The organism is Bradyrhizobium sp. 604_D8_N2_3 (assembly GCF_051810765.1).
Lineage (GTDB): Bacteria > Pseudomonadota > Alphaproteobacteria > Rhizobiales > Xanthobacteraceae > Bradyrhizobium > Bradyrhizobium barranii.
In genome coordinates this window covers 16,818-32,001 of sequence record NZ_JBPWPM010000002.1, presented here as the reverse complement: position 1 = coordinate 32,001, position 15,184 = coordinate 16,818, and the positions used below count along the sequence as shown (strand labels likewise).

Genomic DNA, 15,184 nt, shown 5'->3' with positions numbered 1-15,184 from the left:
CGGGTTCCTAGGCCCGCTTGCGTCACCCTCTTCGCGTCTGCCAGGCGGCATCAGCGATCAGGGAAGAGGTCTCCAACTATCCGGGACACTATCGCTTGAATCTATCATTTGTTAGGTCGGTGCAGTCCCCGATCTCGTGTGCTCAGGACGGAAAACTGCGATAGGGCGATTGCCAGTTTTTCCCTAAATTTTTCTTGGCACCGGACGATCATTCGGGCATGCTTCTCGCACCGGAGCTGGTTCATTGCGTATTTATTTTCATCCGGGGCTGGAGCGGCTTCCTGTGCTGCAACAGGTAATTTGAGCACGATCTTACATCGGTGCGCTTCAAACCTTAGGCCGCCCCAGGGCGGCCTTGCCTTTCAAAGCAAGAATTTCGCTGGCTTTTCCTTTCAGGACATTCATATTTGCCTCATTGAGAAGTCATCTTTTCGGGGGACATTGCGATGGCAAAAGCTGCCGTTTCCCGTAGTGCGTTTCGTGGGCTGTTCGCTTTTTATGCGGCTAAAGCGCATCACGACCATAACGTCGAAGGCGAAAATTGCCTTTTGAAGTTGTTCGGATCTGCGGACGACATTCCGGATCGTTTATTGCAACGATGGTCGGATGAAGTTGATCTACTGGGCCCGGAGACCGTTGGTCATATAATGGAGCCGCACGCGCATCAGATTGCGGAAGGCAACGCGCACTACGACCACGCCAGCGACTTCCTTCACGCGCTCTTGAGAGACCTTGGGCAAAAAACGCAGTGATAAAGCCGTGCGGTCACGGCCTTCGGCCTCTTGATCAATGCGGCAACAGCCTAAGCTGCGCCAGAAGGCTGTCTTTTACCCTTGCCTTTCGGGCGTATGAAACTGACTTCCAACTCTTCGCCATTAACTCGCTCCAACTGGCATCGGCGGTAGGCAAGTCCAGTCGATGAGAGCAAGAGAAAAAACTCTTTCAGGGCCAACCCCTCAATCGAAGTCTCGACCTGGAGTTTTGCGCCGACATCCGAAACATCTTTGAGCTTGCACTCGCGGCGCCAGGTACCGTCAATGGCCATCATCTGCGACTGCAATGGATGCTCGAAGGCGACCCATCGGCTTTCTTGCTCTTTTTGCGGAGGCATTGCCTAAATCCCGAACCGATCCTGTCCTGTTATTCTGAACGGACTACGAGGTCGTAGCGAAGTTGGGAAAAGCTGGCAAGCTATGTCGCATCTTTCGACCTTGGCACGTGCCGGGGTCGCTATTTCCGGATCTCTTCACCGCAGACGAGACACAATGGATGCGCTTCACGTCGAGTATTGAAGTCGTATAGCGGGCAGGCGCTTTGCACTTGGGACATGCAGGCCTGGAACGTGAGTCTCGACGGACGACGGCTTGGGTTCCGCGTCCCCGCAGTGGCGCAGGTTCCTAAGTATCAAAGTGCACAAGCATGCGGTGCAGAGTTTTTGCGTTTCGCGGTGCATGGGCGTCGTAGTCGTTGTTGAAATAAATCCACGCTCTCTCGGCGCCGCTCTCTTTGATCCTGGCGGCCCATTTCAAAAGTTCATCGTCTGAGTAATTGTGCCGGTACCAGCGCTCAGGCCCGTGGAGGCGGACGTAAACGTCGTCTGCCGTTCGCACGAGCTCGTCAGGCAGACGCGGACCGCTGCAGGAGCAGAAGATAATCCCGGCCTTGCGGAAAGCAGTGTAGACATCTTCGTTCCACCAGCTCTTGTGCCGGAACTCAACCGCATTGCGGCGCGCCGGATCGAGCTGGCTGACGATCGAATTCAGGCGGGCTTTGGTATAGCGGTAGCTCGGCGGCAGCTGGAAAAGAAAGCAGCCCATTTGCTCGCCAAGAATATCAGCGATGATGCCAAAATCGGGGATCAGCGTTTTTGTGCCCTTGAACTTTTTGATATGAGTGATGAGCTCGCAGACCTTTATGGTGTAGACGACATCTTTGCCGCCCGGCTGACGGCGCCAGGCCTGAACATTCGCTACGGTTGGCCATGAATAAAAAGACGCGTTGATCTCGACTGTGTCAAAGGCGGACGCGTAATGCTGGAACCACTCTGGCTGCGGCACGTCCGCATAAAACGAGTCCCGCCATTTCCAGTAGCGCCAGCCGGAGCAGCCCACGAAGACAGTCTTCTTCAAGGCCTTCGCTGGCTTTTGTCCCTCGCTCTCCATTTTAGCCGGGTTCGGTGCATCTTCGCTGCGCGTGCGATATTATTTTCGCGCTGTTTCTCACGGCGAAGCCGTCGCCGTTCGCGTCTTTCCTCCAGCGTCAATTCTTTGATCCCGGGAGCTACAGGCGAGCGGGGCATTGGTCAGTCTTTTGCCTTTCGCAGGTCTGCTTCGAGACGCACTTTCTGTTTACGCCAGCGTTCTTCCTCGGCCTCCACGCGCTGCTGCACCGCTTGCAGATCCTTCGAGAGGGCGTCGGCGTTCTCCTCATGCTCGCCTTCGGCTTGGAGAAGCGCAGCTTGAGCTTTGTCAATCGCAACATTTCGCTTCTCGCGGGCTTTCGCAGCTTCCGCCTCTTCCTTCGCGCGCTGCTTGTCGCGCTGCCGCTCTTCCTTTGCGTATTTTGCGGCCGCCTCGCGCTCAGAGTTTCCGTCCCGCTTCGAAGGCTTTGCAGAAGCGGCCGTTTTCGCTTTGGCCTTTTCCTTGCGCGGACGTGCGTCGAGCGATGCGGCGGATGTCAGCTCCGCGTGCTCCTTGAAAGCGGTGCTTGATCCGACGGGCCTGCGCAGAACGATGCCAGGCTTTGCTATGGCGGCTGCGATCACCGCGTCGTCTTCGGATTCCTTCGCGAACCCCTGATGAAAGAGATTGCTGCTCGCACCCCAGGCTTCCAGCGCGGCTTTCATAGACGGCGCTGCGATCGCAAGATCAAAAAAACCTTGGGACGTTTGAAAAACCTTGAGTTTGCGGGCCATTCAGGTCCAATAACCAAGAATACAGCTTGGTTCCTCATAATGGAACGCTGGTTCCGAATTTGGAACTCCCAGCTCTGGAGATCGTTCAGCCGGGAAAGGAGAAGAGCCCATGATCCTGGAAAGCTTCGATCGCCGCACCCTCGCAAACATGGAAGCCGCGCTTGAGCGGATCTGCAACGGAAGGCCCGACGGCGCGGACCATGAATTAAGATCATTCATAGCTGACAGCATCGTCACATGCGCGAGGAAGGGGCAGACAACGCTGGGTGCCTTAACTGAAGCGGGAGAAGCCGCGCTTGCGCGCCGGGCTATCTCCGACAGGAAGCAGGCCTGAGGCGACCCTACCGCGTCGCGCGGTCCGCGGCCTGGACGCGGCCGCTTCGTTGCCGGCGCGCGGCAGCCAGCGCCATACGCCTAGTACGTTGATGACGAGAAGAACAGCGTTCTGGATGATGAGCGAGTTCTTCGGCTCAATTATCCCGTCGGCGATCCATGCGATGGATGCCGCGATAAAGAGAGAGAACCCGCACACGGTAATGCGCGCGTTCCAGTTTGCCGCGACCATGGCGGCCGCGATTATCGTCATGGCGGCTGCCAGGGTTCTCAGAATTTCAAGGCTCATGATTTCCTGCTCAAACCAAGGGCCGCCTTCCGGCGGCCCTCCACTTCGATCCTGCTAACGGGTTAAGCGGCTTTCCGGTTCACGCTGCGCAGCGCCATCGGAGCTTCTCGTCCGTCGCCTTCTCCATCGAGGTTCTGCTGCAGGACGGAGGCGCAGTCATCGCGGCCAAGCATTTTCGCCCATGCGATCAGGGTGCCGTAGCGCGTGATTTCATAGTGCTCGACGGCCTGGGCCGCCGCGATCAGCGCCGCGTCCAGCACCTGCTTGTCATCGATATCGCCCGCGACTTCGCTCGCTTCCTTCAGGATGCCGTCGATCGCAGGGCAATCCACGCCCTTCGCCTCTGCGCCATGCATCTCGAAGACTTTTTCTAGCCGGGTGATCTGGCCCTTGGTTTCGGAGAGATGCGTCTGGAAGCCGTTCTTGAGGCCGGTATCGCTTGCCTTCTCGATCATGTCGGGCAGATTCTTCGCGATCTGCTGCTCGGCGTAATAGATATCCTGCAGCGTATGCACGAAGAGGTCATTCAGCGTTTTAATGTCCTTGGTGAAAAAGCCCATTATGTCCTCCTGGGTGGGGTCTGTACGGCGTGGCGTTCCTAAAACCTCACAGCGCGATGATTTCCTGGGCGCGGATGACGATCTCTTCCTGGGAAAAGCTCGCGTTCGAGCCGCTCGCGCAGGCTGCGCCAGTACTCGGGTGCGAGCCTCGCGGCCATGACCTCGACGACCGCGATATTGTCCCGCTCGGTCTCGTTGCCGCTGCGCCATAGACCCTGGCCCGGCGCACGGACAAAACTGGTCGCGCCGCCGAACCCGCCGGTCAGCTCATCCAGGAATTCCTCGAACCAGCTTTGTGAAACACCGTCACCGCGCTCCTTCGGCAGGAGAATCTGCACGACGTAGGATCTATTCATGACACGAGCCTCGCCCTGGCGCTGCCCGGCCAGCTGCCGAGAAGCGTTTCGGTCGTGACGCACTCCACCTGCTGCCCGAAGCGGTTCATGTAGATATTCATCATGGAGTCGTGCGTTTCGTCAGCCGAGCTGCACAGGGCGTCGGTGACGAGAATAACGCGGTATCCCCAGTCGACGGCGCCGAGCACGGTCGCCAGCACGCAGACATCGGTCTCGCCTCCGGTGATGATGATCGTATCGACATGAGCCGCGCGAAGCTGCTCGTGAAGATCGCTCCCTGTCCAGGGCGAGTAAACATGCTTGTCGAAGATGCGTGCGGGCGGAACGAACTGTGCGAGATCCTGGACCAGACCGACCATGTCGGGGCCAAGCTCGTCGATGGTCATCGATCCCCAGCGCTCATAATAGCGCCGCCACATGCCGGCGCCCTGGCCCGGCTTCTGCGCCGGGATGAACCGGGTAAAAACCGTGCGCTCGGGATGGACCGCCGTGACCGAAACGACATTAGGCAAGACGCGCGGCAGCCACGGCATCTTCCATTCCGTGCTTTCCGCAAACATCCTCTGCATGTCGACGCAGATATGAACCGCGTTCTCTCCGGGTGTCCCATAGCGGAGCTCATCATTCTTTGACATTGGCGCCGTCCTCGAAAGTGAGCTCCAACGGAGCGGCCCGGTCTTGGTTCCTGCCTGAAAGGGTTGCCGTCAGCAACCCGGCTAGCCACGCGGCAATGAGCAGGGGAAAGCAGTCAAGGGTGCGGCGACGCACCGCGCCCCGCGCGGCTTGCCCTTTACGGCTGAAGGGGCGGCAGCCCCGTTTACGCGCGGGGGATCGTCACCGCATGGCCGGGACGAAGACCCGGGCGCGGGACTGCCAAGGAACGCGCTAGAGCCCGGCCGGCTGCGCAGCAGCGGACGCGCCACAATGAGGAACCGGGAGCCTTTGGGGAAAGTTGGTAAACCGGAAAATGAAGCTGGGGAGAGCACATGACGCGAATTGCGAAAGGGTGGGCAGCAGCGAAGCGTCAGCCGGTCGCTTTCTCAGGACCGCCGCCGGACCGCAAAGAAAAAAGTGAATGGGGGGCAGAGTGACCGGGGCGACCGCAAGCCCGTCACCTCCGAGGCGCGGAAAAAAACGAGTGCCCGCAACTAACCCGACACTCGATCTCTTTGGAGCCGGTCCCCTTCCTGAAGGTATGAAGTATCAGCCAGAGTTTCTCTCTGCTGATGAAGAGCGTGCGCTTCTAGCCGATATCGAGACGCTTCCATTCAAGGAATTTGAATTCCGCGGGTTCACCGGCAAGCGCCGTATCGTTTCTTTTGGCTGGCGCTACGATTTCAATGGCGGTGGTCTAACCAGAACTGATGACATGCCTGAATTCCTGACCTCGGCTCGGGCCCGTGCCGAGGCATTCGCCCGCATTGCGCCCGGCCGCTTCCAGCAGGTTCTCGTGACCGAGTACGCGCCCGGCGCCGGGATCGGCTGGCATAAGGATCGCTCCGTCTTTGGCGATGTTGCCGGCATTTCCCTGTTGTCGTCCTGCACCTTCAGGCTGCGCAGGCGAACGGCAAAGTCATTCGAGAGGAACACTCTCGTTGCCGAGCCGCGCTCCGTCTACCTTCTCCGCGGTCCGTCGCGTACCGAATGGCAGCACAGCATTCCCGGTGTCGAAAGCCTGCGCTACTCGGTCACGTTTCGTAACGTGATCGAAGAAGGTGAATCCTAGTGGCACGCGTATCCACATTGCCGAAACGGCTCCAGCCCATGCTCGCGACACTGACCGACGCGCCGCTCGATGATAAGGGCTGGATATTCGAGGACAAGTATGACGGCTTCCGCATGGTCGCAAAGATCGACGGCGGCAAGGTTACTCTCTACAGCCGCAACGGCAAGATCATCAGCCATAGCTATATCGAAGTCGCAGAGGCGCTCGAAGGTATAAAAGGCGATGCCGTCATCGACGGAGAACTCGTGGCGATCGGCAAGGACGGCGTATCGCATTTCCAGCTCCTGCAGAATGCGCTGCGCCATGAAGCAAAGCTGCAGTACTTTGCCTTCGACCTGATGTTTCAGGATGGAGAAGACCTTCGTGGCCTGCCGCTCACGGAGCGGAAGAAGCGCCTCAAGGTTATCCTGCCGAAGCACAGGCTGATCGGGTTCAGCCGCGATCGGAAGACCTTCGGCATGAAATTCTTCGAGGAGGCGGAGCGCAGAGGTCTTGAAGGCATCATGGCGAAACGCGCCGACAGCAAGTACCTGTCAGGCGCGCGAACCGGCGACTGGCTGAAGATCAAGACCTCGAAACGCCAGGAAGTGGTGATCGTGGGATTTACAGCGCCGCGGAGGACAAGACCTTTTTTCGGGGCGCTGACACTCGCGCTGCGGGACGGCAACGGCTGGCGCTATATCGGTCATGTCGGGACGGGCTTCAGTCATGAAACACTCGAAGAGCTCCACAAAAAGATGATCAGGCTCACGGCCGCCAAATCTCCCTTCGGAAAAAAGGTGAAGGACGAAGCAGTCACTACCTGGGTCAAACCGCAACTCGTCGCCGAAGTGAAATTTACCGAGTGGACAAGCTCAGGCGAAATGCGGCACCCCGTTTATCTCGGCCTGAGAAAAGACAAGCAGGCAAAGGACGTCGTCATGGAGCGCGAGAAGCCGCGCGGGTGACGCGGCATATCAGCCCGGTTTGACCGGTGAGCACCCTGGTCTCGTTGAGTCCAATGAATAGGAACGAGCACCTTCGCGCATGATTGTCATCATCCACGAAGTGAAAGGATGTTCACATGGCAGACGAGCAGAATCCCAACAAGCAGCAGACCCCTGGACAGCAGAACCAGCAGGGCAATCAGGGCGGCCAGCAAGGTCAGAACCCGAACCAGAAGCCGGGCCAGCAAAACCAGCACCCGGGCAAAAATAAGCAAGGCGGCGAACAGGGCGGCCAGCAGGGCGGCCAGAAGCCGTAAGGTATAAACAAAAGCCCGGCTTCGGCCGGGCTTTCCGTTTGAGTTGTGATCGCCTGGACCTATTTACGATTCTTGTCGAGTGCCTGCGCCATGTCGAGATGGTGCTTGAGCGCCGGCAGGGTTTTGCCTGCCCAGTCCTTCAGCTTGGCATCGTCGCCGCCATTCGCATAACGCTCGAACAGCGACACCGCATCCTTGTGGGCGCTCACTTGCATCGGATCATATTCCGACGCGAAATCTTCGGGCTTGGTGTCGCGAAGCTTCGTGATCTTCTTCTGGGAAGCGTCATCGAGCGAAGCCGGGATCGCCGCTTTCAGATTGTCGGGGACCATGGATTTGAGTTCGCTGCTGGTTTTGGTGTGATCCATCACCATCATTTCAGCAAACTTTTTCTCGTCGGCGTTGCCCTTCTGCTGCGCGATCTTCGCTGCTTCGATCTCCGTCATGTCGCTCATGGCAGCTTCCTTGATGAAGTCTTCGGTCTTCGGCGCAATTCCAAGCGCGGAATTGACGCCCGTCTTCTCGCCGACCGACTGCGCGAGGGAGGGCGATGCAAAGACTGCGAGCACGGCAAATGCTAGGGCTGCTTTTTTCATGAAGTTATCCTCTGAAGGTTATTCGCGATCAACCTTCGCTTGCGATCAAAGTTCCTGGGCACAAAGGAACGGCCACGAGCACGACCCCGGCCCGAGAGGAGGGGGACCGGGGCCGCTTGCCCGGGCAATGAGCATGCCGACGTTCCGGCATACACTGTCAATGCCAGGGCAAGCTGTGCCGTTCCTAAGTGTTCAGTCGTCGGACACAGGACACACGCTGTGTGCACTTTTGGACCGAGATGCGCGGGGACATCGATCATCATGGGGCGCGAACACTTCCGAGCTCGCCAAGCTATCGTGCCGTGCGAAGCGGGAGCGCGCACGCGCGCTTACCAATGCCTGTCACGCGGACCAGCGGTCCTGCTCTTCCCGGTGAGCCTGCTCGTTCAGTTTCTCAGCGAGCTGATCCGCGAGTTCTTCCGTGTCGGCGGTCGCTATCGGCTCGCCTTTTTGCGTCTTTAGCTTTTGCTTGTCTGCTTCGATCGGAAAATCATCGGGAGTTAAAGCGGGTTCTTTGCTCATGTCACCCTCATGGGGCTCGCATCTGCAGACGTAGGAACGTTCGGTCTCAAGGCAGGTTGCAAGCGAAGTTCAGTATGGAGAAAAACCAGCGATGAAGGTAGCGAAGATTACCTTGATCGCGGTCGCCGGCCCTGGGCGCGACGATGAAGGAAAAACAGTTTATAAGACAGGGGGCCTGACTATGCGGCGGCTTTTGGCACGGCCCTGGACCGAAGATGAAGAGAAGCGGCTGAGGCAAATGGCGGAAGCTGGAATGAAGACTTCCCTTATCGCCCGCAAACTCAAACGTCCGGTCGGCTCGATCTACACCAAAATGGCCAAGCAGCAACGACAGCCAGGGCCTGACCAGCTTCTGTCTCCCGCCGGATAACGGCGTCTGGGTCCTTATTTAGCGCGAGCATCCCCGCTTTTCGACGCCGACAGTACTTCGTTCAGTCGGTCGAGGAATACGGACTGGCCTTTCAGAATTCGTTCGCGGGCTTCTTCTGTTTGAAACCACGATGCCCGGTCAAGCTCGGGAAAATTCTGGTACTTGCCCGAACGCGGGGGCCATTCCATCTTGAACGTATTGCTCTTCAGCTCTTCAGGATTCCAGTCATCCTCTGTGGCCCAGACGTGTACGGTCTTGCCGCCCGGCTGCTTCGCGTGGCCAAGTGCAATGAAGTCTCCGCCCGGCCTGTAACCTGTTTCCTCTTCGAATTCTCGTTTCGCTGCGCCCAGCGGAGCCTCGCCAAAAGCAATGAGACCCTTGGGGATTGTCCAGGCGCCGTGATCCTTTTTCTTCCAGAAAGGTCCTCCGGGGTGTCCAAGCAGGACTTCGACATTCTTGCCGCTCCGGCGGAAGAGAAGAACGCCGGCGCTTGTCTTTGGCAGCGATATTGCCCGGATGGCCCCCATCTATCGAACGCGGACCTCGCGGGCAGGCGCACGGCGGCGCGGGCCGCTCGCAGCAGAGCGCTTTCGCTTCGAAAGATGCGCGAGCAGCTTGGCAAGAGGCATGGCGTTCAGGACGCGGTCCGGAGGCACGCCGCCCTTGCGTGCCATCTCAACGCCCCAGTGCATGTGATCGAGTTCGCGGATGGAATGGGCGTCAGGATTGATGCTGAAGATGCAGCCATAGGCGAGCGCCTTTTGATGCCATCGCCAGTCGAGATCGAGGCGCCAGGGATGCGCGTTGATTTCAACGGCGACACCGTATTTCGCGCAAGTCTTCAGAATCTTGTCGATGTCGATTTCATATCCGGGACGCCGCTGCAGCTGACGGCCGGTCATATGCCCGATGATTGTGGTATGCGGATTTTTGATCGCCTTGAGAAGACGCTCGGTCTGCTCCTTTTTTGGCAGCTTGAAGCGGCTATGAACGCTCGCGACCACAAAATCAAAGTCTTCCAGGATATGGTCCGGATAATCGAGCGATCCGTCCGCCAGTATGTCCGCCTCGATCCCTTTCAGGATGCGAAATTTATCGCCATAGCGCTTGTTGAGCCGGTCGGCCTCACGGTGTTGCGCCGCGATTTCCTCTAAGGAAAGCCCGCCCGCGTAATGCGCAGACTGTGAGTGATCGGCGACACCGTAATACTCGAAACCGCGCTTGCGCGTGGCGTCCGCCATCGCTTCCAGCGTCTCCGTGCCGTCGGACGCTGTCGTGTGGGAATGCAGGATGCCGCGCAAATCCTTATCCCGGACGAGGGCAGGGATCTTACGCTTCGCGGCCTGGGTGATTTCGCCGCGGCCTTCCCGTAGTTCAGGCTGGACGAACTGCAGCCCGAGAGCCTCGTATATGTCCTGTTCCGATGCCGAGGCAATCAGCTTCCTGCCGCGGTAAAGCCCGTCGCGTTTGAGATCAAAACCCTTTTCAGCTGCAAATGTTTTCAGCTGCTCAAGATGTTCTGCCGATCCGGTCGCATCCAGTAGATACGCGCCGTAATGTTTCTTATCGGTAACGACGACCTTGAGACTTGCGCTGTCGATTTCTGCCGGTCTGGTTGCCTGCGCGACGAGCGCAAGGTCCGAGACCAGTTCACAGCCCCGCCTAAAATCGCCGGCGATTTCGACGCGTGTATATTCCGGGTGCTTCTGTTTGACCGTCTGGGCTGCATGCTCAAGAAGAGCCGCTGCTTTGTGCAGATGCAGCTGCGTCTCGCCGCTTCTCGCGATGGATAGATTCTGCAGGATTTTGGTCTGCAGGGAAGCGCCGAGGCCTTTTACGGGACGGATGCGATCCTCCTTCGCGGCGGCTTCCAGTTCGGCAAGCGAGCTTATGCCGAGCGCTTCATGAAGTTTCAGGATCTTGTCTGGACGAAGTCCCGGGATAGCGAAGAGCTCAAGCACTCCTGCCGGGACTTCCTTGCGCAGCTTCTCAAGGCCTGGATGGGTGCCGGTCCCGTAAAGCTTCGTCACGATATCTGCGATGGCGTCGCCGATGCCCGGGATCGAGGTGAGAGCGCCAGCCGCGATGAGGCGGCCAAGCGGCTGCGAGAGCGCGCCGAGACTGTCGGCCGCGCGCAGGTAAGCTTTCGCGCGATACGGGTTGCCGCCGCGCAGCGATGTGCGTTGCGCGTACTCCCTCAAAAGACTGGCTACGGTTTGCGGGTCGGTCTTGGCCATGACTACCAGTCAAACGAGGCGCGGCGATCCCGGTTCCTGGATTTCAAAAAAGCGCGGCCGATCCAAATGGCCCATCGTCCAGAACCTCTCGCAGCTGAAGGAGCTGTATCCCGCGAACTGGGAAACGTTCTTTGCGAATGCCGGCGCGGTGCAGGCATTTGGCGTCAATGACAGGACGACCGGGGAATATATCTCCGGTCGGCTCGGCCATGCGGTCTGGAAGGAACAGGTCGGCGGACACGAGCAGCGTTACGCGAACAAGTTTCGCGACCCCAACGAGGTCGAGCGGGAAGCCGCGCGCGAGACCGGGCGGATGCTCGTGTTTCGCAACGGCGATCTGCCGATGCTGATCCGCCGCATCGACTACGACCGGTATTTTCCGCGGCATTGGTACAATCCCGATCCCGACTATGCGGATAGCGGCCCGTTGCCGGAACCCGCAGCTTCGCCCAAACCTTTCGATCCCTTCTCAGGCAAGCCGGACACATCGCTGCCACCTCCGGTCATCAATATCGACATGGCACTGTCGAACGCGAAGCAGCGCAAGGAGTCCCTCGCGGAGGCGCCCGCCGAGGCGCCGCCTCCGGAAGAAGAGGAGGCGCAGCCTCAGGAAGAAATTTCCGCATCGCCGCCCGACGAAGAAGGGAAGAGCTCGATCCCTTCGCGCAAGCTGGATGCGCTGATCGGCCTTGAGAATGTAAAAGCCCGGGTGCGGCAGCTGATCGATCAGGCGGTGTTCAATGCGGCCCGCATCCGCGAAGGGCTGCCGCCTATCACGACCTCCTATCACCTCGTTTTCACCGGCAATCCTGGGACGGGCAAGACGACGGTCGCGCGGATCGTCGGCGCGATTTATGAGAGGCTCGGCCTCCTTGAGAAAGGTCATGTCGTCGAGGTCGATCGCAGCGGCCTTGTCGGACAGTATCTCCGGCAGACGGGACCGAAGGTAACGGCGGCCTTCGACAAGGCGATGGGCGGTGTTCTCTTCATTGATGAAGCGTACTCTCTGGCGGCAAGGCGCTCCGACGGTGCCGCTGACGTCTTCGGTCAGGACGCCATCAATACCATCGTGAAGCTGATGGAGGACCGGCGCAGCCACCTCGCGGTGATCGCGGCCGGATATACCGAGGAGATGGATGATTTCCTCGAAGCCAATCCGGGCCTGCGCTCGCGCTTTGGCACGATCATCGAATTCGAGGACTACAGCCCGGAAGACTTGACCAGGATTTTCGCCGGCTTCTGCCAGGCGAAAGGTTGAGGCAACGCCGGAGGCTAAAGACAAGGTCCTTCTCCTCATGACACGTCTCTGGGCGGGGAAAGGAAAGCATTTCGGCAATGCCCGCGAAACGCGGAATGTTTTCGAAGCGAGCCTTGCCAACATGGCGAGCCGCGTCAGCCGCATGGACAATCCAGGAGGCGACGACCTTAAGACAATCCTTCCCGAAGACATCCCTGAGATTTCCGTTTTCCGCAGGAAGAACGGAAGCGGAGACGGCAGCAGCGGCAGCAGCCTCTATGACGAACGAAAGGAGGTTCTATCTCCCACGCCAAAGGGCGCGCCACGGCGCAAGGCGCCCCGGCGTGACAAGGGAAAAGACAATAACGACATACAACGGTAGGCAGCGAAATTCGCAAAGAACTGCCTGAAACTGCTATAATGAAAGCATGGGAATTCGCACGCGCGGCGGGGGCCGCAAGGCTCCGCCAAAAGACGAATCGTCTGCACTGAAAATCAAGTTACGCGGCCGCGACAACGCGGCTCTATCCATGCAGCAGGTGGCCGAAGGGCTGCTCGACACCGCCCGCTTGCTCAAGCAACATGAAAACGGCTACCGCGTCAAAACGGCGACGCTCTACGTCACCATGGTCGACGAGAACGGCAACGCCGTTCGCCTCAACGATAAAAACGAGCTCACGCTCTATCCCTATAACTCGCACGCTGACGAACACGGAATTTGAAAAAGGGTTGCTCTGCAACCCTGCTAGCCCCGCGGCAATGAGCAGGGAAAGGCCGTCAAGGGCCGCCACTCGCGGCGGCTCGCGTCAGCCCTTGACGGCCCAAGGGATGCAATCCCTCCTTTTCTAATAAGGGATGCAATCCCTTCTTCCTACGATGAGGGATGTAATCCTTCTTACCTCGCGCACGGGATCGTCACCTTATGGCCGAAACGCGGAACACGCGGTTCGGGGCCGCAGGCCTAGAGCCCCGCCCGCGCTGCGCGGGCGCGCCCTAATACTGCGACGGCTGCATCTTGCGACGGAGCTTCGGGTCAAGCTCCCGCTCAAGCCAGTCCTCGACCAGCCGCACCGGGCCGCCCAGGCGCTCCACCGTCGCCGTCTGCGTGTGCACCGAGCGATATCCCGTGAGCGTCACCGGGAGGGGCGTGCGGCAAAGGGATTCTATTTCAAGATGGGCGAAGCAAGTGCTCCATTGCGGGCAGTAACGCACTTCCATTTCGATGCCGCACCATTCGAGGCGGTAATGCTGATAGCGTCTTTCCATGATCTTCTCCTTCAAAAGAAAGAAAGGCGCTTACGCGCGTTTCTCCTCGGTTGCTTCTGAAGGTTCGCGGAGGACGACACGGCCGCCCGCTACCGGAACGAAATCGAGCTGAAGCGTGAGCCCCTTGCCGTCTTCGTGATCCCAGGCTGCGCCGATGCGGGTCCAGATTTATCCTGACCCTTGTCCTCGACGTGATAGGCGATCAGTGAGGGTGCCTTTGCTTCGCGGGACTGTTTGTCGTTCTTTTTGAAGTTACGTGCCATGATTTGCTCCTTTTGCTGAATGTTCGACACGCCTCACCCAGGACAGGGCGGAATAGCTTTCCGGATCACTGCTTTTGAAAGGGAGGGGCATCGCCCGGCTGCACAAGCGAAGCGCGGAAGCTGGGGACACCGTTGCAAAACCCGGAACGGGCCCGGCATTGAACCGGAAGCGCGTCCTGTCAGGTTACGGCGTATAAAGTCGATGCATTCTGCGATTAAAGGGGTAACTCATCCAAAGCGCGCGTAAATTTCAAACCATGTGGAACGACAAACCCGCGAAGCAAAGGCACCTTCACAGATATAAACGCCTGATCTGAGGACGCGGATAAACCTGCACTGACCCTCATCGACCACGCTGCCGCACGAAGACGGCTGTATTCAGCGAGCCTCGAAGCACGCATTAATATTCCGCACGCGGGCATCCGCGTCCTTCGTACCTGAGAATCAGCGAGGTGCTGCGTGATAACCGCAACTTTCTCTTTTTTGAAATCAAGTTCATCGCGAAGGCGCTTCACGGCAACGCAGTCCGCTTCATCGGCATCGGCCACGGAAATCCGCGCGCATGCGGCAGTTAACGCGAATTCTCTCGCTTCATAGGGCCAGCCCGCGATCTTCGGGTCGTACATGATGGTGTGGTCGTCGCGCACGAAAATGGGCTCACGCGCCGGTTCGCTTCCTTCAATGGCTTTGAAAGTGACTGCGCCGCCCGGGGTCTTCTTGCAAACCGGGGTCGCCAGCACCGACTCCTCGCGCACATTCACGCGGCCCGTATCGGTCAGTGCCCGATACATGAGGGAGGCGAGGAAGGTGGCGCCAAGAACCCCGATCACGACCCAGAATAGATTACCCAACATCTTCATGAAAAACGCTCGCTCAGGATAGCCGGGACGACGCTTAAATCAGCCCCGGAACATCACCGGTCACGCAACTGGAAATAGATGAATTCTGCCCGCTGCCAGAACCTGCTTCAAGCGGATTCGGCCGGAGAGTTAATTTGAGCGCTCTTCACTTAGGCGCGGACACCGGCTTGATGATCCTGCCCTCATATCGCGTTCGCGATGGCCGCCGGGCGCGAGGCCCGCGGGCGCTGCCGTGTGGCAGCGCTGGCGAGACGGCAGGCGTCTCTTCACCGGTCAGGAAAATGCGGTGCCGCGCCGCTCGGCTAATGATCAGGGTGCGACGGTAACGCAGGTTCCGGGAGCCTTGCGCGGGGTTATTGGACGCGGCGGGCGGGCGGACGCCGTGGGGTGACGGCGTAGCAGCCTTGTTTGC

At 58.9% G+C, this 15,184-nt stretch carries 21 protein-coding genes and 1 pseudogene; 8 read left to right on the top strand and 14 right to left on the bottom strand.

What is annotated here, in order from left to right; translation table 11 throughout:
- Window positions 1-446 precede the first annotated feature (446 nt).
- Complete coding sequence (locus AB7245_RS44860; RefSeq protein WP_231145742.1) at window positions 447-752, top strand: hypothetical protein; 306 nt, start codon at window positions 447-449, stop codon at window positions 750-752.
- Between the two features lie 50 nt (window positions 753-802).
- Here the strand turns inward: AB7245_RS44860 and AB7245_RS44855 are convergent, their stop codons facing one another.
- The 7 genes from AB7245_RS44855 to AB7245_RS44825 all read right to left on the bottom strand — a co-directional run bounded on the left by AB7245_RS44855 (window position 803) and on the right by AB7245_RS44825 (window position 5,087).
- Window positions 803-1,111, bottom strand: a complete 309-nt coding sequence (locus tag AB7245_RS44855; RefSeq protein WP_231145743.1) for a hypothetical protein — start codon at window positions 1,109-1,111, stop codon at window positions 803-805.
- A 286-nt stretch (window positions 1,112-1,397) separates the two neighbouring features.
- The gene (locus tag AB7245_RS44850) at window positions 1,398-2,129 is read right to left on the bottom strand and encodes a DUF72 domain-containing protein (protein WP_439035809.1); all 732 of its coding nucleotides are present in this window, start codon (window positions 2,127-2,129) and stop codon (window positions 1,398-1,400) included.
- A gap of 173 nt (window positions 2,130-2,302) precedes the next feature.
- Window positions 2,303-2,914, bottom strand: coding sequence for a cell envelope biogenesis protein TolA (locus AB7245_RS44845; RefSeq protein ID WP_439035808.1), 612 nt, complete (start codon window positions 2,912-2,914; stop codon window positions 2,303-2,305).
- Window positions 2,915-3,185: 271 nt separating this feature from the next.
- A complete protein-coding gene (locus AB7245_RS44840) occupies window positions 3,186-3,536 on the bottom strand; it encodes a hypothetical protein (RefSeq protein WP_283019021.1) in 351 nt (116 codons plus the stop codon).
- Between the two features lie 62 nt (window positions 3,537-3,598).
- Entirely contained in the window at window positions 3,599-4,096 is a 498-nt protein-coding gene (locus tag AB7245_RS44835; RefSeq protein WP_439035807.1) for a YciE/YciF ferroxidase family protein, read from the bottom strand.
- Between the two features lie 38 nt (window positions 4,097-4,134).
- On the bottom strand, window positions 4,135-4,452 hold the full coding sequence (locus AB7245_RS44830; RefSeq protein ID WP_231145747.1) for a hypothetical protein: 318 nt from the start codon (window positions 4,450-4,452) through the stop codon (window positions 4,135-4,137).
- The gene (locus AB7245_RS44825; protein ID WP_162479117.1) at window positions 4,449-5,087 is read right to left on the bottom strand and encodes a cysteine hydrolase family protein; all 639 of its coding nucleotides are present in this window, start codon (window positions 5,085-5,087) and stop codon (window positions 4,449-4,451) included. The genes AB7245_RS44830 and AB7245_RS44825 overlap by 4 nt, the downstream gene beginning before the upstream one ends.
- 560 nt (window positions 5,088-5,647) lie before the next feature.
- Here AB7245_RS44825 and AB7245_RS44820 point away from each other — a divergent pair.
- The 3 genes from AB7245_RS44820 (at window position 5,648) to AB7245_RS44810 (ending at window position 7,421) form a co-directional block, all read left to right on the top strand.
- Window positions 5,648-6,178, top strand: coding sequence for an alpha-ketoglutarate-dependent dioxygenase AlkB (locus tag AB7245_RS44820; RefSeq protein WP_439035980.1), 531 nt, complete (start codon window positions 5,648-5,650; stop codon window positions 6,176-6,178).
- Window positions 6,178-7,125, top strand: a complete 948-nt coding sequence (gene ligD / locus AB7245_RS44815; RefSeq protein ID WP_439035806.1) for a non-homologous end-joining DNA ligase — start codon at window positions 6,178-6,180, stop codon at window positions 7,123-7,125. Before AB7245_RS44820 ends, ligD begins: the two co-directional genes overlap by 1 nt.
- A gap of 116 nt (window positions 7,126-7,241) precedes the next feature.
- Complete coding sequence (locus AB7245_RS44810) at window positions 7,242-7,421, top strand: hypothetical protein (protein WP_162479119.1); 180 nt, start codon at window positions 7,242-7,244, stop codon at window positions 7,419-7,421.
- A 59-nt stretch (window positions 7,422-7,480) separates the two neighbouring features.
- On the opposite strand, the gene AB7245_RS44805 is transcribed toward AB7245_RS44810, so the two are convergent.
- Window positions 7,481-8,017: a DUF4142 domain-containing protein gene (locus tag AB7245_RS44805; RefSeq protein WP_162479120.1), complete on the bottom strand. Its 537-nt coding sequence runs from the start codon at window positions 8,015-8,017 to the stop codon at window positions 7,481-7,483.
- A 342-nt stretch (window positions 8,018-8,359) separates the two neighbouring features.
- On the bottom strand, window positions 8,360-8,539 hold the full coding sequence (locus AB7245_RS44800) for a hypothetical protein (RefSeq protein WP_162479121.1): 180 nt from the start codon (window positions 8,537-8,539) through the stop codon (window positions 8,360-8,362).
- A gap of 91 nt (window positions 8,540-8,630) precedes the next feature.
- On the opposite strand from AB7245_RS44800, the gene AB7245_RS44795 reads away from it, so the two are divergent.
- The gene (locus AB7245_RS44795; protein ID WP_231145748.1) at window positions 8,631-8,909 is read left to right on the top strand and encodes a hypothetical protein; all 279 of its coding nucleotides are present in this window, start codon (window positions 8,631-8,633) and stop codon (window positions 8,907-8,909) included.
- Between the two features lie 14 nt (window positions 8,910-8,923).
- Here AB7245_RS44795 and AB7245_RS44790 read toward each other — a convergent pair whose 3' ends face one another.
- Together AB7245_RS44790 and AB7245_RS44785 are read right to left on the bottom strand one after the other, a co-directional pair.
- A complete protein-coding gene (locus tag AB7245_RS44790) occupies window positions 8,924-9,436 on the bottom strand; it encodes an NUDIX domain-containing protein (protein WP_253575034.1) in 513 nt (170 codons plus the stop codon).
- Window positions 9,437-11,146 carry a DNA polymerase/3'-5' exonuclease PolX gene (locus AB7245_RS44785; RefSeq protein WP_253575036.1) on the bottom strand — a complete coding sequence of 570 codons (1,710 nt, stop codon included), beginning with the start codon at window positions 11,144-11,146 and terminating at the stop codon, window positions 9,437-9,439.
- Here AB7245_RS44785 and AB7245_RS44780 point away from each other — a divergent pair.
- The 3 genes and pseudogenes from AB7245_RS44780 to AB7245_RS44770 all read left to right on the top strand — a co-directional run bounded on the left by AB7245_RS44780 (window position 11,070) and on the right by AB7245_RS44770 (window position 13,105).
- Window positions 11,070-12,404 carry an AAA family ATPase gene (locus AB7245_RS44780; protein ID WP_439035805.1) on the top strand — a complete coding sequence of 445 codons (1,335 nt, stop codon included), beginning with the start codon at window positions 11,070-11,072 and terminating at the stop codon, window positions 12,402-12,404. The two genes, AB7245_RS44785 and AB7245_RS44780, sit on opposite strands and share 77 nt — an antisense overlap.
- A 19-nt stretch (window positions 12,405-12,423) precedes the next feature.
- Window positions 12,424-12,765: pseudogene (locus AB7245_RS44775) on the top strand (hypothetical protein); the annotation flags it as partial.
- A gap of 46 nt (window positions 12,766-12,811) precedes the next feature.
- The gene (locus AB7245_RS44770) at window positions 12,812-13,105 is read left to right on the top strand and encodes a hypothetical protein (RefSeq protein WP_162479125.1); all 294 of its coding nucleotides are present in this window, start codon (window positions 12,812-12,814) and stop codon (window positions 13,103-13,105) included.
- Between the two features lie 271 nt (window positions 13,106-13,376).
- Here AB7245_RS44770 and AB7245_RS44765 read toward each other — a convergent pair whose 3' ends face one another.
- The 3 genes from AB7245_RS44765 to AB7245_RS44755 form a co-directional block, all read right to left on the bottom strand.
- Entirely contained in the window at window positions 13,377-13,649 is a 273-nt protein-coding gene (locus tag AB7245_RS44765; RefSeq protein WP_162479126.1) for a hypothetical protein, read from the bottom strand.
- Between the two features lie 89 nt (window positions 13,650-13,738).
- Window positions 13,739-13,912, bottom strand: coding sequence for a hypothetical protein (locus AB7245_RS44760; RefSeq protein WP_309248191.1), 174 nt, complete (start codon window positions 13,910-13,912; stop codon window positions 13,739-13,741).
- Between the two features lie 215 nt (window positions 13,913-14,127).
- Window positions 14,128-14,772, bottom strand: a complete 645-nt coding sequence (locus tag AB7245_RS44755; RefSeq protein ID WP_162479127.1) for a hypothetical protein — start codon at window positions 14,770-14,772, stop codon at window positions 14,128-14,130.
- Between the last annotated feature and the right edge of the window lie 412 nt (window positions 14,773-15,184).